Source organism: Zoogloea sp. LCSB751 (assembly GCF_002028455.1).
Lineage (GTDB): Bacteria > Pseudomonadota > Gammaproteobacteria > Burkholderiales > Rhodocyclaceae > Zoogloea.
Window position 1 is genome coordinate 1 of sequence record NZ_MWUM01000037.1, and the last position, 20,693, is coordinate 20,693.

Genomic DNA, 20,693 nt, shown 5'->3' on the forward strand with positions numbered 1-20,693 from the left:
GGAGTGCCGAGGCTGTCCTGACCTCAAGCTCTCGAACCGCCCGGTGCGGACCCGCATGCCGGGTGGTGTGGCAGGGGGGCAGCCAATGATGGTTGCCCCCTATGCCGATTTGGCAGTGGGTCAGCCCTGGTCGGGATTGCCCAGAGCCGTGGTGTTGAAGCCACCATCCACGTACATGATCTCGCCGGTGACACCGCTGGCCAGATCGGAACACATGAATGCGGCGGCGTTGCCGACTTCGTCGATGGTGACGTTGCGGCGAAGCGGAGCGTTGCGTTCGTTGAAGGCCAGCAGCTTTCCGAAACTGCCGATACCGGAAGCCGCAAGCGTCTTGATGGGGCCCGCCGAAATCGCGTTAACGCGCGTACCTTCCGGTCCGAGGCTGACGGCCATGTAACGGACGGCAGCTTCGAGGCTGGCTTTGGCCAGGCCCATGATGTTGTAGTTGGGCATGGTGCGTACTGCGCCCAGGTAGGATAGAGTGAGCAATGACCCATTGCGGCCCTTCATCAAGGGCCGGGCGGCCTTGGCAAGGGCTGGGAAGCTGTAGGTGCTGACTTCCTGGGAGATCCGGAAGGCCTCACGGCTGGCGCTGTCGAGGAAGTCTCCTTCGAGGGCCTCACTGGGGGCAAAGGCAATAGAATGGACGAGCCCATCAAGCCCATCCCATTGCTTCCCAAGCTCCACGAACAGGTTGGCAATTTCGCCATCGTTCTGGACATCGCAAGGATAGATCAGTGAACTCCCGAATTCGGCAGCCATCTTGGAAACGCGGTCAACGAAGCGTTCGTTTTGGTAGGTGAACGCAAGTTCGGCACCTTCCCGGTGCATGGCTTTGGCGATCCCGTAGGAAATCGAGCGGTTGGACAGCAATCCTGTGATGAGAATGCGTTTGCCGGCGAGAAAGCCCATGTAAGGTGTCTCCAGTGAATAACCGCACGATTATAGCGGATGCGTCCAGGGTGTGCGTTGCCGCGGACGGTCAGGCTATCCGTTAGACTTGGAGGATGCGCGCGATACTCCATCATCTCTACCTGATCTTTCTCGTCCTGCTTGCGGCTGGATGCGGCCAGGTGTGGAACGATCCCTTCCCTGCTGCGGAGCGGGGGCAGAACATTCTTTATACGGCCTTCACCCAGCGCCCCAAGCATCTGGACCCGGTGCAGTCCTATAGTGAAGACGAGGCGATCTTCCTGAGCCAGATCTATGAGCCGCCCCTGCAATATCACTATCTGAGGCGTCCTTTCCAGCTTGAGCCGCTGTCGGCCGGACAGATACCCATCCTTCGCGAGTACGACGACCAAGGACGACTTTTGCAGAAGGGTAGTGATCCGAGCAAGGTCGTGCGCAGTGAGTACGAGATCCAGATTCGTCCGGGCATTCGCTATCAGCCCCATCCGGCTTTCGCTATAGATTCCAAGGGCGAGTCGGTCTATGTGGGCCTGCAGGAGAAGGATCTGACCGGGAAGCGCGTGCTGGGTGATTTTCCTCAGACCGGCACGCGTGAGCTGACGGCCGATGATTTCGTATATCAAATCAAGCGACTGGCCCATCCCCGGCTGCACTCCCCGGTGCTTGAGCTGATGGGGGATTACATCATCGGCCTGAAGGAACTGCATGCACACCTGCTGGCCGATGAGAAGGCGAGGGGTTCTTCGGCTCCGGGAGCCTGGATCGATATGCGCAGTTATCCGTTGAGCGGTGTGGAGGTTGTGGACCGTTACACCTACCGGATCAGGATCAAGGGAACATACCCCCAGTTTCCCTACTGGTTGGCCATGAGCTTCTTCGCGCCGCTTCCGTACGAGGTCGATCGCTTCTTCTCGCAGCCAGGCATGGCAGAGCGCAATCTGACGCTGGACTGGTGGCCCGTCGGGACAGGGCCTTACATGATGGTGGAAAACAATCCCAATGCCCGCATGGTGTTGGCCCGTAATCCGAATTTCCATGGTGAAACTTACCCCTGCGAAGGGGAACGGGAGGATCGTGAGGGCGGTCTGCTCGCCGATTGTGGCAAGACGATGCCGTTCGTCGACAAAGTGGTGTTCACGCGGGAAAAGGAGAGCATCCCGTACTGGAACAAGTTTCTACAGGGCTATTACGATGCGTCGGGTGTCTCGTCGGACAACTTCGATCAGGCGGTGCAGATGGGTGGGCAGGGGGATGTGACACTGTCGGATGAGATGGTGGACAAAGGCATCAAGCTCAACACCTCAGTGGCACCGAGCGTGATGTACATGGGTTTCAACATGCTCGATCCCGTGTTTGGGGGCAACAGCGAGCGAGCCCGCAAGTTGCGTCTGGCGCTATCGATCGCCATCGACGAGGAGGAGTTCATCTCCGTCTTCCTCAACGGACGTGGCTTGCCGGCCATGCACCCGATTCCGCCGGGTATTTCCGGGTATCGTGCGGACAAGGCAGGGATCAATCCTTACGTATACGACTGGGTCGATGGCAAGCCTCGTCGCAAGTCTGTCGATGAGGCCCGCCGGCTTCTCGCCGAAGCGGGCTATCCAGGGGGGCGGGATGCAAAAAACGGGGAGCCGTTGGTCATCAACCTGGATACCACCGGCAGCGGACTGGGCGACAAATCCTCCGTCGACTGGCTCTCCAAGCAGCTCAAAAAGCTGGATATTCAGTTGGTCGTGAGGGCGACCGATTACAACCGTTTTCAGGACAAGATGCGAAAGGGCAATGCCCAGCTCTTCTATTGGGGCTGGAACGCCGATTACCCTGATCCCGAGAACTTTCTCTTCCTGCTCTACGGCCCTCAGGGCAAGGTCAAGAGCCAGGGCGAAAACGCCGCCAATTATGAAAACGCTGAATACGATCGGTTGTTCGAGCGCATGAAGGCGATGCCGGATGGGCCCGAGCGGATGGCCATCATCGAGCGCATGCTGACCATCCTGCAGCATGACGCACCGTGGGTCTGGGGCTTTTACGAAAAGGCCTACACGCTACAGCATGGCTGGATCTACAACCGGAAGCCCGGCAAGATCATTCGGAACACCTTGAAGTACCAGCGCATCGACGTTGCTGCCAGGGAGCAGAAGCGCGCTGAATGGAATGCTCCCATTTTGTGGCCTTTGATCCTGGTGGGCGTGTTGGGTGTTGCGCTGGTTGCGCCCGCGGTCATCCACTACCGTCGGCGCGAACGAGCCGGGGCCGACGGATCGTCCTGAACTGATGACTCAGCCCGGATGGCGGCGTGCGCGAATGGCCTGCAGAATGTGCACGACGAGCCCGAAGGGCAGGATCAGCCCGCAGGCCATGTGCACCCAACTGCTTGTGGTGCGCTGAGATTCGTCGGCAAGGTAATAGAGGCCGTAGCCGCTGAGCGTCAGTACGCCCCACAGCAGGAATAGGCCGCCGCCGGAGAGTCGATGTGTGCCCCGTTGCCAGGCGGGCTGTACGTGGGTTGTCCAGATGCTACCCAGCACGGCCAGACCAAACATCGCGGCGGCGCCGTGGGCACGCATGGCCCAGGGCTCCAGCGGATGGCGGGCCGCATCCTCCGGCAGAGGGAGCAGGTAGTGAGCCAGCATCCAGGCGACACCGCTGCCCAGGAGCAGCAGCGTTGCCAGATGGACGGTATGGCGCTGGCGGCGGCCCGGTCTGACGGCTTTCCGGGGGCGTGAATGGGGATGTTCATGCATGGCGAGGTGGTCCTTCGGCGGAGTCATGTCCCAGCGCTGACCAGAAACCGGGGCTGGCCTGGAGTGTATCCGGCGCCTCGATAATGGCAGCGCTGGCGCTCAGCCTGGCCAGCAAGGGGCTGGCATCCTGGCCGAGCAGGCTGACGATCTTGGTTAGCGCATCCGCTTCGCAGCAGGTATTGGCGATGACGGTCACGCTGCGCGGGCGGGATTGTGCAACGCCATGGTGGGGATGAACAATGGGCGATGCGCCTGTTTGATGCCCGCGGCGACCGAGAAGGAAATTTCCTGAACTGGCGACGGCCTGGTTGGCGATGTGGCCGAGGGGGACGGAAAGGGATGCATCAGCCGGGTGACGGATTGCAAGTGGATGACGTTCTCCCTGACGGCTGAAATGACGGAGATCGCCGCCGGCGTTCACACAGGCATTCTGAGCACCGGCATGTTGAAGTGCGTCGATTGCGCAGTCGACGGCATAGCCCTTGGCAATGCCACCGAGATCGATCCACAGGGGGCGCAGGAAGCGCACCTGACCGTCTGTGCTGATTTCGATGTCCTCCCAGCTTGCTCGGCCGTCGGCATCGGCGGCCACGGGACAGGGCAGCAGTCCGTGCTGAACCAAGGTGGGGGCAATCGTCGGGTCGAAGATGCCCCCGGACTGTTGTGCAAAGCGGCGGCTTGCGACGAGCACGGCCAAGGTGTGAGCACTCACCACCACGGGGTGCAGATGGGCTTCCCGGTTCAGGTGGGAAACCTCACTGCCTGGCGCATGAAAGCTCATGGCCTGGTGAATGGTGGCGATCTCACTGAAGGCTGCCTGCAAGGCCGTCTCGGCGCAGTGGGCGTTCGGGGCCGTCACGTCGATGTGTACATAGGTTCCCAGCCACGGACGGATCCGTCGCAAGGTGCAGGTGCTCATCGAGATTTGGCTAGTTGTGCATGGAGTGCCAGCAGGCGCTGGACGCCGGCCGTGAGGTGGGAGCAGGACAGGGTGGCGCCGCTGATGTTCTTGATGTCCTCGCCGAAGTGGAAGGGTGTTTCCAGGCGACGTCCGGCGAACTGCTTGCGCCAGCTGGGGGTACGGACTTCGTAACCGTGGGTCTCCCGGTATTCGAGGATTTCGAGGGACCGGACGGCTCCTTCGGCACCGACGGCCACGGCATAGGTTACCCATTCGACCTTGCCCAGCACATCATCCACGTAGAGTGTGCCGAGCAGTTTGTTGCCGGCCCAGGCGTCGATCTGGCGTACCTCGCCACGCTGGCGCACGCTGGCCACCGCATCGAGGCTGCGGAGTTGTTCAGGTGTCAGGCGCAGGACGCGGGCATCAAAGCGATCGGCCTCGGGAAAGGCCGCTTTTTCGGCCTGTTCAACGCTCATGTACTGGGCAGCTTCGACGGTGGGCGGACACAGGACGCTCAGGCTGGCACCGGCCAGGCTGACCAGGGAAACCGTGCTCCAGCTGTCACAGGACTTGCTCATCGTTGTTCCTTCGTTGAAAGCACAAAGCCCGGCAAGTCGGGGAGGACCGCCGGGCAAGGGGAGGATACAGGCTCCGTTCCCTGATCAGAACTGGTAGCCGATACCGATGTTCAGGCGATCGCGGGTGCGATCCAGCTGAAAGCGCTGGACGTCGGCCTTCAGCACCACGTTGTCGCCAACGCGCAGGTTGGCGCCGGCCGTGACGACCTTTTCATCACGCTGAGAATCGGTTTCGAGACCAGCCGGCATTGCGGCATAGCCTGCCGCCGTGTTGAACACTTCGTAGCGGACGAAGGGGCTCAGGCGGTACTCACCGCCTTCCCACAGCTTGTAGGCAGCCTGGGTGTACCAGCCATAGAAGGACTTGGGCACCAGGGTGCCGCCGGCGAACTGCAGGTTGAACTGGTCGGTGTCGGTGATGGTGCCGCGAGCATACAGGGCGGACAAGTCCCACTTGCCCGGGGTCCAGCGGGTATGGGCATCCCACAGCGTCACCCGGGCGTCCGGTGCATACAGGCCGGCCTTGGTGGTGTCCGCTGCGGTGTTCTTGTGGGAGACCTTGCCTGAGAATACGCTGGCGCCCACGTCGAGACCCGGCGTGCCGCGCCAGCTGATGGCGCCGTAGGCCGACAGGTTGTTGGCCTTGGCGAGCTGGCCTTCCTGATGCAGGGCGCCGAGGGGCGATTCCTTGCCTTCGGTGCTGGTGCCGTCCCACTTGTTGAGGTCGAAGCCGCTGGTCAGGCCGACATCCCAGCGCAGGCCGGCGTCGCTCACGCCGAAGGCTGACAGGCCGACCTCGCGCCAGGTGGTCGGGATGATGGCCGTCTCGACGAAGTTCCGTTCGACACCGTAGTAAGACGTCGGCTCATGGCTCAGATTCATGAAGCCGAGGGGGATCAGGAACAGGCCGCCCTTCAGGCCGATGTTGTCGTTGAGGCGATGTTCGACATAGAGCTGTTCGACTTCGGCTTCGCCTTGATCGGATGACGAGGCGATGGCATGTTCGAACTCGAATTCGGCGACGATGCGGGTGCGTTCGGATGCCTGGTGGGTTACGCCGAGAACCGCGCGACGAACGTCCATCTGCGTGTTGCTTTGATCGCGGAAGGGACGGTTGTAATTTACCTCTCCATAGCCGAAGAAACTGGTTTGGCCAGTGCTTCCACTGACGGCCAGGGGGGCCTGATAGGCCTGTGCTGGCGCTGCCGCCGCTGCGGTGGGCAGCGTCGCGGCGCTGGCGGAGGCCGGGGCCGGAGCGACGGCGGTGGCCGGCTGACTGGTGGCGGTTTGTGCCTTAACCGTCTTCAGTTCAGCCTTGACGGCTTCGAGTTCGGCGGCCAGGCGCTCGAGTCGGGCCATCAGTTCGGCATCGGTGGCTGCGTGGGCGCTGCCGGTGGCAAGTGCGGCGGCAATGGCCAGACAGATCGGGGTGCTCTTCATTGGGATTCTCCGGAATCGGCAAGCGGGCGGGAAGGGGCGGAGCTCAGGGCGTGTAGCCGTCGGTCAGCGTGTTCAGGAAGGCCACCACGTCGGCGATCTCACTTTCGGTCAGCGCGGGAGATTCGCCTGGCTTGCGGTTGTAAGGCGCTTCGGTTGTATTGACGTTCTTGCGATAGGCCAGCGGGAGGTCGTTGAACTTCTGGACCGTGCCTGCGCCATCCGTCGGGTACCACTCTTCCGGGTTGGTGTCGCGGCGGACGTAGAAGCGGACCGCATCGGTCAGGGTCTTGAGCGCACCGTTGTGGAAGTAGGGTGCGGTCTTGGCCACATTGCGTAGCGTCGGGACACGGAAGGCGCCGCACAGGTCGGTGCGGGCTGCGAGGTCCGTGCGCACCGGGCCGCACAGGCCGAGGTCGTAGTAGCTCGCGTCGGCATTGGCCTGGATCTCAAGGTTGCGAGGTACGCCGAGCGTGTCGTAGGTGAAATCGGTGAACAAAGGCGGATGACCATCCGCGGCGGTGCTGATGTGGCAAGCGGCACAGTTGCCTTTGTTGGGATCGTTGAAGAGGGACCAGCCCTTCAACTCGGTGGCGGTGAGTTGGACCTTGCCGGCCAGCCACAGGTCGAACTTGCTGCTGAAGGGGGCGAAGTCCGGGTCTTCCAGCTGGTATTGCTGCAGGGCGTACTGCAGCCGTGCGAAGGCGTCGGCCGGGCGGTCGAAGATGTCACTGCCGAAGACCTTCTTGAACTCCGCCGCGTTGTTTGAACGCTTGAGCTTGGCGACCACGTCTTCCACGCTGGTATTGGCCATCTCATTGGGATTGAGCAGCGGGCCGGAGGCCTGATCGCCCAGGGTTGTGGCACGGCCGTCCCAGGTGAAACCGCCGGTTGGGGTGCCGTCCTTGGCGAAGTAGAAGCGGGTGTTGAACTTGAGATATTGCAGCGACGGGGCCTGGCGGCCGGCTTCGTGACCTGAGTCGGCGCCTGCAGGAACGGAGCGCGTGTCGGGCGCTGCGTGGTGATTGCCCTTGTCGTGGCAGGTGGCACAGGACATGGCCCCGGTGCTCGACAGGATGGTGTCATTGAATAGTTTCTCGCCGACCTGGGCTGCGACGGACATGCTGCTCGTGGCGTCGGTGCCGCCACCGCTTCCGCTTCCTCCACCACCGCCTCCGCCACCACAGGCGGCAAGCAACAGGGCAAGTGAAAGGGCACAGCTAAGGCGGGGGAGGCGCTGCATCGAATGGCTCCAGTCAGTCGGCGTCGGCGAGGAACCTGGCCGACGTCGGTGTCGGCAGGCTTTCTCCTTTGCGCTGGCTGGCTGGGCAGGGTGAATCGCGTGGCTGGCTTGCGTTTGCGAATGAAAAAATAGGATTCATTCGCAAATGAGAATGAATCCTATATTAAGGCTGGTGCCTGAAATGGTCAATGCCCCTGACCTGAATAGGGGTGTTCCAGGTTGCTGGTGGAAAGGGGAGGAGCGTTCTCAGCCGGGAGGCAGCAGGCCCTCGTCCTTGAGTCGCTTGCCGAGCAATTCGATCAACTCGTCCACCAGGCGGATGGACGACTCGGGGTTGACGGATTCGCTGATCGCAGACCAGATCGGCTTGGCGTCCGGCAGGCGGTACAGCAGGGTTTCGACCACAACGCGGGTTGTTTCAAGGGTGTAGCCAGGTGTCTCGTAGCTGTAGGGGTAGTAGGTGAAGAAGGGACTGTAGTAGGGGCGGTAGTAAGGGCCGACTCGCCAGAACAAAGGGTCGGGCCCGACGCGGGTTTGCGGGGGAACGACGGTCTGCGTCTTGTCCACGGACACCAGGCGTGCGACGAGGGCGCTGTCGAAGCCGCTGTCGATCAGGCGGCGACGCACGCTGTCACTCTCGGGCGCGGGGGGCAGTTCAAGCAGATGTCCGGCGGTCGCCTGTACGCTCTTGGGCATGCGCTGTACGACCCGGTTCTCGGCCATCTTGCGCAGGTTTTTGTCGTCCTTTACGGAGACGAAGACGGCAATCCTGTGGGGCGTGATTGCGGGCGTACTGGCATCCCGCCAGCTGGACTTGATGGTGCTGGTGGCGCAGCCAGTCAGCAAGAGCATGCAGGGTATGAAAAGTGTCAGTACGGAAAGGGAACGGCGACGCATGGCGGACTCCGGGCGCTATGAAATTTGCTTTTGCGTGTGTGAGACCGCCAAAAGCCTGAAGGATTCAATGGAAATCCCGGCTCTTTGGCACCAGCTGGCCAAGCAGAGCGGAGCGGTCTACGACGCGTTTGGCGTGCAGGTGTACCACCTTGCCCTGACGGACGATTTGCCCATAGACGCCGAGCAGGCTGGTGCCTAGCAGAATGCGTCTTTCGGCTTCCAGGAGTTCCGGCCGGACAATGACGTTCACCCAGCCGGTTTCGTCCTCGATGGTCACGAACATCGTGCCTTTGGCCGTGCCGGGGCGCTGGCGACAGGTGACGATGCCGGCCGCCCGGGCCAGCTTTCGGTCGGGACTGTCCGAGATTTCCGTTGCGGTCAGGAAGCGTTCGGCCCGTAATTGCGAGCGCAGGAAGACCAGCGGATGGCGACCCAGACTGAAGCCCAGGCGCGTGTAGTCGGCGATCAGGTCCTGGGTTTCGCTCGGGGCGGGGAGTGTGAGTCCGTCCGCCGCCGCCGTGGCCTGCTGGAGCAGGCCGTGGGTGGTCTGGGCGCCGCTGGCGGCCCACCAGGCTTGACGCCGGTGTCCGGCCAGACTGGCCAGGGCGCCAGCGGAGGCCAGTGCGCGGAGTTCTCCGGGGGTAAGTTCGGCCCGTCGGGCCAGATCGTCGACCGAGATGAAGACACCGTTTTGCCTGGCGTCGCCGATCCGCTGCGCAGCGGCAGAGTTGAATCCACTGACGAGGCGTAGACCGAGTCGGGCGGCGGGGATGTCCGGGGCGCTGTGGGAGGGCTCCAGCGTACAGTCCCAGTCACTGGCGCTGACATCGGCGGGGCGAACCTCTACCCGGTGGCGTCGGGCGTCCTGGATCAACTGGGAGGGGCCGTAGAAGCCCATCGGCTGACTGTTGAGCAGGCTGCACAGAAAGGCCGCCGGTTCGAAACGCTTGAGCCAGGCGGAGACATACACCAGCAGTGCGAAGCTGGCCGCATGGGACTCCGGAAAGCCGTAGCTGCCGAAGCCCTGGATCTGCCGGCACAGCGCCTCGGCGAACTCCTGCGGATAGCCTTCCGCAAGCATGCCGGCCGTCAGGCGTTCCTGGTAGTGCTGCAGGTCGCCCTGGCGTCCCCAGGCACCCATGGAACGGCGCAGTTGATCGGCATCGCCGGGGCTGAAGCCGGCGGCGACCATCGCCAGTTGCATGACCTGTTCCTGAAAGATCGGCACGCCGTAGGTGCGGGACAGGACAGGCTCGATCTCCGGCCGTGGATAGTCGATGGGCTCCTGGCGGGCCACCTTTTCCCGCGCTTGCAGGTAAGGATGGACCATGCCGCCCTGGATCGGCCCGGGGCGAACGATGGCCACCTCGACGACCAGGTCGTAGTATTTCCGGGGCCTTAGGCGGGGCAGCATGCTCATCTGGGCCCGGGACTCCACCTGGAAGACACCCATGGCGTCGGCTTCGCAGAGCATGTCGTAGACGGGCGCCTGCTCCCGCGGGATGTCGGCAACCGCAAAGGGGCGGCCACGCCAGCGGGAGATGAGGTCCAGGCTGCGGCGGATCGCCGACAGCATGCCGAGGGCCAGCACATCCACTTTCAGTAGTCCGAGGGTTTCCAGGTCGTCCTTGTCCCACTGGATGACGGTGCGCTCGGCCATGGCGGCATTTTCCACCGGGACCAGTTCGGCCAGCGGGCCGCGGGAAATGACGAAGCCACCCACGTGCTGGGACAGGTGGCGAGGGAAGCCGACGAGCGTGTTGGCGAGTTCGAGCAGTCGTTGCGTACGCGGCGCGTCAGGATCGAGGCCGGCCTCGCGCAGGCGCTCCGGCGCCACCCGACTGCCGTCCCACCAGGCCAGGCGGCGGCTGAGCTGCTCCAGCTGGCCGAGGTCGAAGCCGAGGGCGCGGCCCACGTCGCGCAGGGCGCTGCGGGGGCGGTAGCGGATCACCGTGGCGGCCAGTGCGGCCCGATCCCGGCCGTACTTGTTGTAGATGTACTGGATGATCTCCTCGCGCCGGTCGTGCTCGAAGTCCACGTCGATGTCGGGCGGCTCCCGGCGCTCCCTGGACACGAAGCGCTCGAAGAGTAGATGCCCTTCCTCGGGTTTGACCTCGGTGATGCCCAGTGCGAAGCACACCACCGAGTTGGCGGCCGAGCCGCGGCCTTGGCACAGGATGGTCTTGCTGCGGGCGAAGCGGACGATGTCCTCGACGGTGAGGAAGAAGGCTTCGTACTTGAGCTCGATGATCAGCGCCAGTTCCTTGAAGGCCTGGGCGCGGATGTCGGCCGGAACCCGATCCCGACCATGCGCGGCAGGCGGATAGCGGCGCTGCAGGCCGGCGTCAACCAGTGCACGCAGATGGGATCCCGCCGTGGCGCCGGGGGGCACGATTTCTTCCGGATACTCGTAGCCCAGCTCCCCGAGCGGGCATGTGCAGCGGGCAGCGATCACCAGCGTTTCGGCCAGCCATTCCGGAGGATGGCGGCGGGCCAGGCGCTGGCGGCTCTGCAGGTGGAGTTCGGCATTGGCGGCCAGCCGGTAGCCAGCCTCGTCGAGGCTGCAATGATGGCGCAGGGCGTGCAGCACATCGGCCACGGGCTGGCGCGACGGGTGGTGCATCAGCGGCGCGCAGGTACTGGCGACCGGGATGCCGGCGGTATGCGCTGCTTCGGTGATCCACGCCTGCCGGCTGCGGTCGTCGGCGCCCATTGGAAGGAGGGCGGCAATCCAGGCGCTGTCGGGGAATAGGGCGGCCAGCCAGCAGGCGTCATCCGTGAGCGTGGCGGAGGTGGTGTCCGGCGGAATCAGCAGGGCCAGGCAGCTGTTGAGACCGCCACGCAGATCGTGCCGATGCAGCCGGTATTGGCCCTTTTCTGTCGCCAGCCGGCCGCGGCTGATGAGGCGGCATAGCTGGCCGTAACCTTCCCGGTTCTCGGCCAGCAATACGAGCTGCGGGCCGTCCTCGAGCTGGATGCGGGTGCCGACGATCAGCTGCAGCCGTTCCTTGTGGGCCTGCCAGGCTGCGTAAGCCCGCACGACGCCGGCCATGGAGCATTCGTCCGCCAGCGCAAGCGCGGTATAGCCGAGGGCCACGGCCTGCTCGACGAGTTCTTCCGGATGCGAAGCGCCGGTCTGGAAGCTGAAGTTGGAGCGGGCGCAGAGTTCGGCAAAAGCGGGAGGATCCTGTTGGGGCATGAGTTGACTGTATATAAATACAGCTAACTCAACAAGCCATACTTCTGCGCTTCAATACGTGCTCAAAAAGAACAGCCCCGACACGGCATGAACCGATGTCAGGGCTGGTCCGGGATCGGCGACCGGTGAGGTCGTCGGGCTCCCGGTGGGTGCAGCTGTATCGGTCCCTTGTTATGAGGGAGAGAGTCACGGTTAAGGGCTGCTTGAGCATCTGCCCCATTCCTCGCTCTCCTCTAGAACCGACATCCGGCAAACCGCATCAAGATGCTGACCTCGGTACATATAGTGTTCTCGTTCATTTTTGTCCTACATATAGTGCTTTATTGACGAGCCGGTCGTCTGGCCGGCATACTGCAGCCTCGTTGTTGGTTCCCCCTTGACCGGGATTAAAAGGGAATCCGGTGCCAGGCCAAAGCCTGAAACCCGGAGCTGCCCCCGCAACTGTCATCGGTGAGTGCTTCGCCATTCTCTGCCACTGGATGCGTCCGGGAAGGTGGGTGAAGCGCGCTGACCCGAGAGCCAGGAGACCTGCCACAACCTTTTCCTTGTAACGATGGGGCGGGGTGTCCCTGGCGAAAGGTTTGTGCATGTCGTGTTCTCACTGTATTTCCGCGATCCGTGCCGGTACGGGCTCTGCCCCTTGTGCCGATGTTGCGGAATCGCCCATGCGCCTTCGACTCTCTGCCCCCCGATCCGGAGAGTCGCCTTGTCCTCGAACGTTCTAGCCCTCAACGCCGGCAGTGAGTCGGCCCTTGCCGCTTTTCAAGTCATCCGCCGTAATGGCGCGGTGGTCGCCTTTGATCCCGAGAAGATATCGGTGGCCATGACCAAGGCCTTCCTGGCGGTTGAAGGCAGCCAGAGCGCTGCCTCGTCCCGCGTGCGTGAAGTGGTTGCCCACCTTACCGAAACCGTCGTGCGCTCCCTGACCCGCCGCCTCCCGGATGGCGGGACGGTGCATATCGAGGACATCCAGGATCAGGTCGAACTGGCGCTGATGCGATCCGGCGAGCACGACGTGGCGCGGGCCTATGTGCTGTACCGCGAGCGCCGCGCTGGGGAGCGGAGCGCGCAGACCGTCGCAAGTGCGTCCACGGTGCTGCACGTCATCGAGAACGGCGTGCGCAGGCCGCTCGATCTGGTCGCGCTGCAAGCGTCGTGCCAGGCGGCCTGTGCCGGTCTCGACCAGGCTGTCTCGGCTCAGCTGATCCTCGATCACGCGCTTCGCAACCTCTACGACGGCGTGTCCATCGACGATGTCCAGCAGGCGCTGATCCTGTCGGCGCGCACCCTCATCGAGAGCGATCCCGGCTACGACTACGCCACGGCCCGACTGCTGCTGGCCAGGCTGGCCCGGGAAGTGCTGCACCATGCTATCCCGGCCCAGGGGCTGGCCGATGCCTACATGGAATACCTCCCTGTTTTTGTCCGGCGCGGCATTGAAGCCGGCTTGCTGGACGCCCGCCTGGCTGATTTCGATCTGCCCAAACTGGCGGCTGCTCTCAGGCCTGAGCGGGATCATTTGTTCGGTTACCTCGGCCTGCAAACCCTCTACGACCGCTATTTCCTGCACATCGACGGACAGCGCATCGAGCTGCCGCAGGTCTTCTTCATGCGGGTGGCGATGGGGCTGGCCCTCGGCGAGATCGACCGGGAGGCCCGCGCCATCGAGTTCTACGACCTGATCTCGAGCTTCGATTTCATGTGCTCGACGCCGACGCTGTTCAACAGCGGCACCCTCCATTCCCAGTTGTCGTCCTGCTACCTGACCACCGTTGCCGACGACCTGGAAGGCATCTATCAATCCATCAAGGAGAACGCGCTGCTGCAGAAGTACGCTGGCGGCCTCGGCAACGACTGGACGCCGGTACGTGCCCTGGGCAGCCGTATCAAGGGCACCAACGGGCAGAGCCAAGGGGTGATTCCCTTCCTCAAGGTGGTCAATGACACCGCAGTCGCTGTGAACCAGGGCGGCAAGCGCAAGGGCGCGGTATGCGCCTACCTGGAGACCTGGCACCTGGACATCGAGGAATTCCTCGAGCTGCGCAAGAACACCGGCGACGAGCGCCGCCGCACCCACGACATGAACACCGCCAACTGGATTCCCGACCTGTTCATGAAGCGGGTGCACGAGAACGCCGAATGGACGCTGTTCTCCCCGGTGGATGTGCCCGACCTGCACGACAAGTACGGCCGTGAGTTCGAAGCGGCTTACTGCGCGTATGAGGCGCAGGCTGCCGCCGGGACGATCCGGCTGTTCAAGAAGGTGCCGGCCGTGCAGCTGTGGCGCAAGATGCTGACCATGCTGTTCGAGACCGGGCACCCGTGGATCACTTTCAAGGATGCCTGCAACCTGCGCTCGCCCCAGCAGCACGTGGGTGTCGTGCACAGCTCCAATCTGTGCACCGAGATCACCCTCAATACCTCCGATTCCGAGACGGCAGTGTGCAATCTGGGCTCGGTGAACCTGCTGGCTCACCTCAAGGACGGGGCGCTCGACGAACAGAAGCTGGCACGCACGGTGCAGACCGCCATGCGCATGCTCGACAACGTGGTGGACATCAATTTCTACGCCACGCCCAAGGCCCGCAACGCTAACCTGCGTCACCGTCCGGTGGGGCTGGGCATCATGGGTTTTGCCGACTGCTTGTACCGCCTGGGCATTCCGTATGCGTCCGAGGCCGCGGTGGAGTTTGCCGATCGCAGCATGGAGGCGGTGTGCTACCAGGCCTACTGGGCGTCCACCGAATTGGCCCGGGAGCGGGGCGCCTATTCCAGTTTCCCCGGCAGTCTGTGGGACCAAGGCGTGATGCCTCACGAAACCCTGGTCGCCCTCGCTGCCGCGCGCGGCGGTTACCTGGAGACCAACGCGGACGTACGCCTCGACTGGGCGGCCCTCAAGGCCCGCATCGCCCGCCACGGCATGCGCAACTCCAACTGCGTGGCCATCGCCCCGACCGCCACCATCTCCAACATCGTCGGCGTGTCGGCCAGCATCGAGCCGGCCTACCAGAATCTGTACGTCAAATCGAACCTGTCCGGCGAGTTCACGGTCGTCAATGAAGCCCTGGTCCGGGACCTGAAGGCACTCAATCTGTGGGACGCGGTGATGGTCTCCGATCTGAAATATTTCGATGGCTCCCTCGCTCGTATCGAGCGGGTGCCCGACGAGCTCAAGGCCCGTTACGCCACCGCCTTCGAGATCGACCCCGCCTGGCTGATCGAAGCTGCGGCCCGTCGCCAGAAGTGGATCGACCAGGCCCAATCCCTCAACCTGTATCTGGCCCTGCCGTCCGGCAAGAAGCTCGACGAACTGTACAAGCTGGCCTGGGTGCGTGGCCTCAAAACCACCTACTACCTGCGCACCCTGGGCGCCAGCCAGGTGGAGAAAGCCGGTGGGCGCGATGAGCCGACGGCGAACGAAGAACCCCGTTTTTGCAGTATCGACAACCCGGACTGCGAGTCTTGCCAATAAGCCAGGTTTGTCTGCCCAAACGTGCCACGTGGCTGGCCCTGCCATCCCAAGCACGCCCAATGCTCCCGTTTAGAAAAGGATTATCGTGAATCTCCGCAGTCTTCTCTTCCTGTGCATCGTCTGTTCGACCGGGCTGGCTCACGCGGCCGAGTGCCCGCGTATCGTCAGCCAATCGCCCTACATCAGCCACGCGCTGGACTGGCTGGGGCTGGGCAAGTGCATCGTCGGCGCCAGCCGCTATGACAAGTTGGCCGTGACCCGAACCGGCGGCGTCATTGATCCCGATGCAAAAGCGATTGCCGATCTGAAGCCGGACCTGGTCATTTTCTCGGAATGGACGGGGGCTGCAGCGGCCCAGGCTGCGACGCCGGCGGGAGCCGCGGCGCTGCGTGTCAGCGGCTTCAAGGGCATGGCGGGCGTCGAGGCCATGCTGCGGGATATCGGCCGTGCGGCAGGTGTCGCCGATATCGATCAGCGTGTCGCCGGCTTCGATGCGGCCTGGCATGCCGCCGCGGCGCGTACGGACAGTCGCCAGCGGCGTGTGCTGATCCTGTCGGCCTGCGGCGCCGCGCCTTACTCCTACGGCAAGGGGACAACGCTGTTCGAGCTGTTCTCTGCCGCCGGGTTCGAGGTTGTCGCCGACCACGACAGCATCCGCAACTTCAAGCCCGGCACGGCGGATGGCGACGTGGCAGCGTGGATCACCGAGCGTCGGCCCGAACTCCTGGTGGCACTGCAGGACCATAGCGGTGCCACCTGCAATCCGGCCATTGCCCAGCCGGGCATTCCAATCCTGCCGCTGACTGGCGAGTACTTCACCAACCCGGGCCCCGATTTCCTCAAGGGCCTGGAAGAACTGCGGCAGAAGATGGCCACGTTCGGCAGCTGATCGGGAGGGATGAACATGAATGCCTACCGTTTCGACGACTGGGAAACGCCCGCTAAACCGGATAGCGCCCGACAACTTGCAATGCCCCACGACGCACAATCGGACAGCACGGACGCCAGTGCTCCTGTCTCATCCGCACTGGCCCCGGTGAATGCCGCCGACAAGCGCATCGTCGGCGGCCACACCGACATCAACCAGCTCGCGCCTTTCAAATATCCATGGGCCTGGGAGTTCTTTCTCAAGGCCAACCGCAACCACTGGACGCCACTGGAAATCTCCATGGCCCAGGACGTGCACGACTACCACCACAAGCTCACGTCCGCAGAGCGCCACGTTTTCGAGAACGTGCTGGCCTACCTCACCACCTCCGACATCCTGGCCATGCGCAACATCGGCCTGGCGGTGATGGAGAAAATGAGCGCCCCGGAGCTGCAGATCTACCAGGCCCGCCAGGTGTACGAGGAAGCGCTGCACACCTGGACTTACCAGCACTGCATCGAATCCATCGGCCTCGACCAGCAGGAGATCTACAACCGCTACCGCGTGGTGCCGGCCATCCACGGCAAGATCGCCCTCGCCAACCGGCGCCTGGAGCGGGTGATGCGCCCGGACTTCGACCTGCGCGAGCGGGACAATCTGCACGAGTTCGCGCTGTCCTACTTCTTCTTCGCGGCGATCTTCGAGGGCTGCTGGTTCTACAACGGCTTCTCGCCGATCTTCGCGCTGCAGCGCCGCGGCCTCATGAAGGGCGCCGCCGAGCAGCTCCAGTACATCATGCGCGACGAGGTTCTGCACTGCGCCTTCGGCATCCGCGTGGTGCGCGAACTGCTCAAGGAAGAGCAGCTCACCCTCGACCCCGCCGCCCTGCGCACGCTATGGGACGAGGCCGAGGCCGCCGAGCACGCTTACGCCGACTACATCCTGCGCGACCCGATCCTCGGCTACAACGCGGAGCTGCACACCGCCCAGTTCCGCTTCATGGCCAACCGCCGCGCCCGCCAGGTCGGCCTCGCCGAACCCTTCCCAGGCGCCGAGAGCGTGCTCCCGTGGCTCGACGAACAGGCCAACCTGCGCAAGGAGAAGAACTTCTTCGAGACCCGCGTTACGGAATATCAGACGGGAGGGGCGCTGGCCTGGGATTGAGCCGAAGGAGTGGGGCCGTAGTGGCTTGTCGGCGTCGTTCTGCGACACAGACAAGCCCGATCCGCAAGGGCGCTAATCTTGCGGCGTCGCCCCGGCAGGCTCCCGCGAACCATGCCGGTAGGGCTCGAAGTAGCGTCGGTCGGCGTCAATGGACAAACTGCGGCCCATCGGCGGGAAGGCCCGCTGCGGGCAGTCTTGCCGTTCACAGACCTTGCAGCCGGCACCGATGGGTGTGGCCACGTCGGGATCGCTGAGGTCCAGGCCGCGGGAATAGACCAGGCGGTCGGCGTGGCGCAGGTCGCAGCCGAGGCCGATGGAGAAGGTCTTGCCCGGTGCGCCGTAGGCGCCGGACTCCCGCGCCACGCTGCGGGCGATCCACAGGTAGCGGCGCCCATCGGGCATGGCGGCCAGCTGGGTCAGGATACGGCCGGGCACCGTGAAGGCTTCATAAACGTTCCACAGCGGGCAGGTGCCGCCGATGCGCGAGAAATGGAAGTCGGTGGCTGACTGCCGTTTGGATATGTTGCCGGCCCGGTCGACGCGGATGAAAAAGAAAGGCACGCCGCGGGCGGCCGGCCGCTGCAGCGTGGATAGCCGGTGACAGACCGTCTCGAATCCGACGCCAAAGCGCTGCTCCAGCAGGCCGATGTCGTAACGCAGGGCTTCGGCCGTTTCCAGGAAGCGCCCGTATGGCAGCACCAGCGCGCCGGCGAAGTAGCTGGCCAGCCCGATACGCGTGAGGGCCCGCGATTCGTCCAGCGTAAAGCGCCCCGAGGCGGCCATGCCGTCGATGATGTCGCCGGCCTCCAGAAAGGCGAGCTGGGTGGCGAGCTGGAAGGCCTGCTGACCCCGTTCCAGGTGCGAGGACAGACGCAGTAGCCGCGCTGCCGGATCGTAGCGGCGCTGCACGCCGGCATCTTCCCGGTCGAAAGCGACCCGGACGCCGTGGATGTCCTCCAGGCGCCGGGTGAGTGCGGTGGCCAGATCCATGCCGTCGCTGCAGGATTCGAAGATCGTCTCCGCCAGTTGGTCGAGTTCGTCGATGTGGTTGTGGCGGGCGTAGAAGAAGTCCCGCACTTCCTCGTAGGGCATCGGTGCCGGACTTGCCACGCCGCTGCGGTCGTCCCCCAGGCGGGCGGCCAACACCTCCGCCCGCTCCCGCTGGTCGCGCAGGCTGCGGTCCAGGGCGATCAGCGTACGTGCCACCGCCGGCATGTTCGCAGCGAGCTCGCGGATCTCGGCGGTCGACACCGGCGTATCCCCCTGCGCTGACAGGAACACTTCGCGCAGATCGGCGGTGAGGCGAGCTTCGTCGTCCTCAGAGAACTGCTGCACATCGACGCCGAACACCGCATTCAACTTGAGCAGCACCGGCACGCTGAGGGGGCGCTGGTTTTGCTCCAGCTGGTTCAGGTAGCTTGGGGAGAGCTCCAGCGCCCGCGCCAGCGCCACCTGGGTCAGGCCGCGCTCCTCCCGGAAGCGTCGCAGGCGGATGCCCATGAAGGTCTTTTTCATCTCGGATGCCTTTGGCGAATGTTCGCAAGATTTGCAAGTGTGCAAAATTTCATTCGCAATCCTTCGCTTTTTCAGTGGTTTACAGCATTTTTGAGGTGCGTATATTGCGAATACCTGATGTCGAACGCAAGCCAATATGAATCCTCTGAACGAAAAATCCGGTGAGGCACCTGGAGGCAGGTGCCGGACTACCACCTTCGTGGAAATGGTCTTTCCTGACCAAGCCAACCACTACGGCACCCTTTACGGTGGCAACGCGTTGGGGATTCTCGGCAAGGCAGCCTTCGTCACCGCAACCCGCTTTGCCCGGCGATCAGTGGTGATGGCCGCATCCGAACGGGTCGAGTTTCATACCCCGGTTCGCCTGGGGCAGATGCTCGAACTGACTGGGCGGGTTGTGCGTGTGGGGAGAAGCTCCATGAGCGTAGAGGTGGAAGGCGTGGCCGAAACCCTGCCGGGTGGCGAGCGGGTTCCAGCTTTGCGAGGGCGCTTCGAAATGGTGGCGGTGGACGACACAGGGCGTCCCCAGGCCATTCTGGTGGAGGGGGAGGCGCCAGACGCGCTTTCTGGAATTCAGTGAACACAAATGCAATGGAGACTCGGATGAACGCTACGCAAGAATCCACTTTCAAGCCCAAGAAGTCGGTTGCCCTCTCGGGTGTGACGGCTGGCAATACTGCCCTGTGTACCGTCGGCAAGAGCGGCAACGACCTGCATTACCGGGGCTACGACATCCTCGATATCGCGGAGCGCTGCGAATTCGAAGAGGTCGCCCACCTGCTGGTGCACGGCAAACTGCCGACCACCGCCGAGCTGAAGGCCTACAAGGCCCGGCTTAAATCCATGCGCGGCCTGCCGACCAACGTGAAGGAAGCGCTGGAATGCCTGCCGGCTTCGGCGCATCCGATGGACGTCATGCGGACCGGCGTGTCGGCGCTCGGCTGTGCGCTGCCGGAGAAGGACGATCACAACATTCCCGGCGCCCGTGATATCGCCGACCGCCTGATGGCTTCCCTCGGCTCGATGCTGCTCTACTGGTACCACTGGTCCACCAACGGCAAGCGCATCGATGTGGACACCGACGACGACTCCATTGGCGCCCATTTCCTGCATCTGCTGCATGGTCGCAAGCCGTCGGCCCTGTGGGAGCGTGCGATGCACACCTCGTTGATCCTCTACGCCGAGCACGAATTCAACGCCTCGACCTTCACCGGCCGGGTCATCGCCGGGACGGGCTCGGACATGTACTCGGCCATCACTGGCGCCATCGGCGCGCTGCGCGGGCCGAAGCACGGCGGTGCCAATGAAGTGGCTTTTGAGATCCAGAAGCGCTACGACAATCCGGACGAGGCCGAGGCGGACATCCGCCGCCGCGTCGAGGCCAAGGAGGTCGTCATCGGTTTCGGCCACCCGGTCTATACCGTGTCCGACCCGCGCAACCAGGTGATCAAGGGCGTGGCCCATCAGCTTTCCGTCGATGCCGGCTCCACCAAGATGTTCGATATCGCAGCCCGCCTGGAGGCCGTGATGTGGGACGTGAAGCAGATGTTCCCCAACCTGGACTGGTTCAGCGCTGTCAGCTACCACATGATGGGCGTGCCCACCGCGATGTTCACGCCGCTCTTCGTGATTGCCCGTACTTCCGGTTGGGCCGCGCACATCATCGAGCAGCGCATCGACAACAAGATCATCCGCCCGAGCGCCAACTACATCGGGCCGGACGACCGCACGTTCCTGCCCATCGACCAGCGTCAGTAAAG

15 protein-coding genes and 1 riboswitch are annotated in these 20,693 nt (G+C 63.6%); of the genes, 6 read left to right on the forward strand and 9 right to left on the reverse strand.

What is annotated here, in order from left to right:
* Positions 1-120: 120 nt before the first annotated feature.
* Entirely contained in the window at positions 121-912 is a 792-nt protein-coding gene (gene fabI / locus B4920_RS24220; RefSeq protein WP_079437324.1) for an enoyl-ACP reductase FabI, read from the reverse strand.
* Between the two features lie 95 nt (positions 913-1,007).
* On the opposite strand from fabI, the gene B4920_RS24225 reads away from it, so the two are divergent.
* Positions 1,008-3,182, forward strand: coding sequence for an ABC transporter substrate-binding protein (locus B4920_RS24225; protein WP_079437326.1), 2,175 nt, complete (start codon positions 1,008-1,010; stop codon positions 3,180-3,182).
* A 9-nt stretch (positions 3,183-3,191) separates the two neighbouring features.
* Here B4920_RS24225 and B4920_RS24230 read toward each other — a convergent pair whose 3' ends face one another.
* From B4920_RS24230 to B4920_RS24260, 7 genes are all read right to left on the reverse strand, one after another.
* The gene (locus B4920_RS24230; RefSeq protein WP_079437328.1) at positions 3,192-3,656 is read right to left on the reverse strand and encodes a hypothetical protein; all 465 of its coding nucleotides are present in this window, start codon (positions 3,654-3,656) and stop codon (positions 3,192-3,194) included.
* Positions 3,649-4,575, reverse strand: coding sequence for an FAD:protein FMN transferase (locus tag B4920_RS24235; protein WP_079437330.1), 927 nt, complete (start codon positions 4,573-4,575; stop codon positions 3,649-3,651). The genes B4920_RS24230 and B4920_RS24235 overlap by 8 nt, the downstream gene beginning before the upstream one ends.
* On the reverse strand, positions 4,572-5,138 hold the full coding sequence (locus B4920_RS24240; protein WP_079437331.1) for an FMN-binding protein: 567 nt from the start codon (positions 5,136-5,138) through the stop codon (positions 4,572-4,574). The genes B4920_RS24235 and B4920_RS24240 overlap by 4 nt, the downstream gene beginning before the upstream one ends.
* Before the next feature lie 84 nt (positions 5,139-5,222).
* Positions 5,223-6,578: a hypothetical protein gene (locus B4920_RS24245; RefSeq protein ID WP_079437332.1), complete on the reverse strand. Its 1,356-nt coding sequence runs from the start codon at positions 6,576-6,578 to the stop codon at positions 5,223-5,225.
* 43 nt (positions 6,579-6,621) lie between these two features.
* On the reverse strand, positions 6,622-7,698 hold the full coding sequence (locus tag B4920_RS24250; RefSeq protein ID WP_216820013.1) for a cytochrome-c peroxidase: 1,077 nt from the start codon (positions 7,696-7,698) through the stop codon (positions 6,622-6,624).
* Positions 7,699-8,064: 366 nt separating this feature from the next.
* Positions 8,065-8,670 (reverse strand): hypothetical protein, encoded by a 606-nt coding sequence (locus B4920_RS24255; RefSeq protein WP_079437334.1) that lies wholly within the window; start codon positions 8,668-8,670, stop codon positions 8,065-8,067.
* Between the two features lie 109 nt (positions 8,671-8,779).
* Positions 8,780-11,914, reverse strand: coding sequence for an error-prone DNA polymerase (locus tag B4920_RS24260; RefSeq protein ID WP_079437335.1), 3,135 nt, complete (start codon positions 11,912-11,914; stop codon positions 8,780-8,782).
* A 349-nt stretch (positions 11,915-12,263) separates the two neighbouring features.
* A riboswitch (cobalamin riboswitch) is annotated at positions 12,264-12,465 on the forward strand.
* A gap of 155 nt (positions 12,466-12,620) precedes the next feature.
* On the opposite strand from B4920_RS24260, the gene B4920_RS24265 reads away from it, so the two are divergent.
* The 3 genes from B4920_RS24265 (at position 12,621) to B4920_RS24275 (ending at position 17,418) form a co-directional block, all read left to right on the forward strand.
* Positions 12,621-15,386, forward strand: coding sequence for a ribonucleoside-diphosphate reductase subunit alpha (locus B4920_RS24265; protein ID WP_216820014.1), 2,766 nt, complete (start codon positions 12,621-12,623; stop codon positions 15,384-15,386).
* Between the two features lie 85 nt (positions 15,387-15,471).
* Positions 15,472-16,275, forward strand: coding sequence for an ABC transporter substrate-binding protein (locus B4920_RS24270; protein ID WP_079437337.1), 804 nt, complete (start codon positions 15,472-15,474; stop codon positions 16,273-16,275).
* A 15-nt stretch (positions 16,276-16,290) separates the two neighbouring features.
* Positions 16,291-17,418 carry a ribonucleotide-diphosphate reductase subunit beta gene (locus B4920_RS24275; RefSeq protein ID WP_079437354.1) on the forward strand — a complete coding sequence of 376 codons (1,128 nt, stop codon included), beginning with the start codon at positions 16,291-16,293 and terminating at the stop codon, positions 17,416-17,418.
* Between the two features lie 72 nt (positions 17,419-17,490).
* Here B4920_RS24275 and B4920_RS24280 read toward each other — a convergent pair whose 3' ends face one another.
* Positions 17,491-18,933 (reverse strand): short-chain fatty acyl-CoA regulator family protein, encoded by a 1,443-nt coding sequence (locus B4920_RS24280; RefSeq protein WP_079437338.1) that lies wholly within the window; start codon positions 18,931-18,933, stop codon positions 17,491-17,493.
* A gap of 205 nt (positions 18,934-19,138) precedes the next feature.
* Here B4920_RS24280 and B4920_RS24285 point away from each other — a divergent pair, with 205 nt between their 5' ends.
* Together B4920_RS24285 and prpC are read left to right on the forward strand one after the other, a co-directional pair.
* Entirely contained in the window at positions 19,139-19,513 is a 375-nt protein-coding gene (locus B4920_RS24285) for an acyl-CoA thioesterase (protein ID WP_254051049.1), read from the forward strand.
* A 23-nt stretch (positions 19,514-19,536) separates the two neighbouring features.
* Positions 19,537-20,691, forward strand: a complete 1,155-nt coding sequence (gene prpC, locus B4920_RS24290; protein WP_079437340.1) for a 2-methylcitrate synthase — start codon at positions 19,537-19,539, stop codon at positions 20,689-20,691.
* Positions 20,692-20,693: the final 2 nt, after the last annotated feature.

What these genes read in the sequence shown, in the direction of transcription:
- fabI (WP_079437324.1), bottom strand. Translation starts at nt 912, where the DNA reads ATGGGCTTTCTCGCCGGCAAACGCATTCTCATCACAGGATTGCTGTCC.
- B4920_RS24225 (WP_079437326.1), top strand. Translation starts at nt 1,008, where the DNA reads ATGCGCGCGATACTCCATCATCTCTACCTGATCTTTCTCGTCCTGCTT.
- B4920_RS24230 (WP_079437328.1), bottom strand. Translation starts at nt 3,656, where the DNA reads ATGCATGAACATCCCCATTCACGCCCCCGGAAAGCCGTCAGACCGGGC.
- B4920_RS24235 (WP_079437330.1), bottom strand. Translation starts at nt 4,575, where the DNA reads ATGAGCACCTGCACCTTGCGACGGATCCGTCCGTGGCTGGGAACCTAT.
- B4920_RS24240 (WP_079437331.1), bottom strand. Translation starts at nt 5,138, where the DNA reads ATGAGCAAGTCCTGTGACAGCTGGAGCACGGTTTCCCTGGTCAGCCTG.
- B4920_RS24245 (WP_079437332.1), bottom strand. Translation starts at nt 6,578, where the DNA reads ATGAAGAGCACCCCGATCTGTCTGGCCATTGCCGCCGCACTTGCCACC.
- B4920_RS24250 (WP_216820013.1), bottom strand. Translation starts at nt 7,698, where the DNA reads ATGTCCGTCGCAGCCCAGGTCGGCGAGAAACTATTCAATGACACCATC.
- B4920_RS24255 (WP_079437334.1), bottom strand. Translation starts at nt 8,670, where the DNA reads ATGCTCTTGCTGACTGGCTGCGCCACCAGCACCATCAAGTCCAGCTGG.
- B4920_RS24260 (WP_079437335.1), bottom strand. Translation starts at nt 11,914, where the DNA reads ATGCCCCAACAGGATCCTCCCGCTTTTGCCGAACTCTGCGCCCGCTCC.
- B4920_RS24275 (WP_079437354.1), top strand. Translation starts at nt 16,291, where the DNA reads ATGAATGCCTACCGTTTCGACGACTGGGAAACGCCCGCTAAACCGGAT.
- B4920_RS24280 (WP_079437338.1), bottom strand. Translation starts at nt 18,933, where the DNA reads ATGAAAAAGACCTTCATGGGCATCCGCCTGCGACGCTTCCGGGAGGAG.
- B4920_RS24285 (WP_254051049.1), top strand. Translation starts at nt 19,139, where the DNA reads ATGGTCTTTCCTGACCAAGCCAACCACTACGGCACCCTTTACGGTGGC.
- prpC (WP_079437340.1), top strand. Translation starts at nt 19,537, where the DNA reads ATGAACGCTACGCAAGAATCCACTTTCAAGCCCAAGAAGTCGGTTGCC.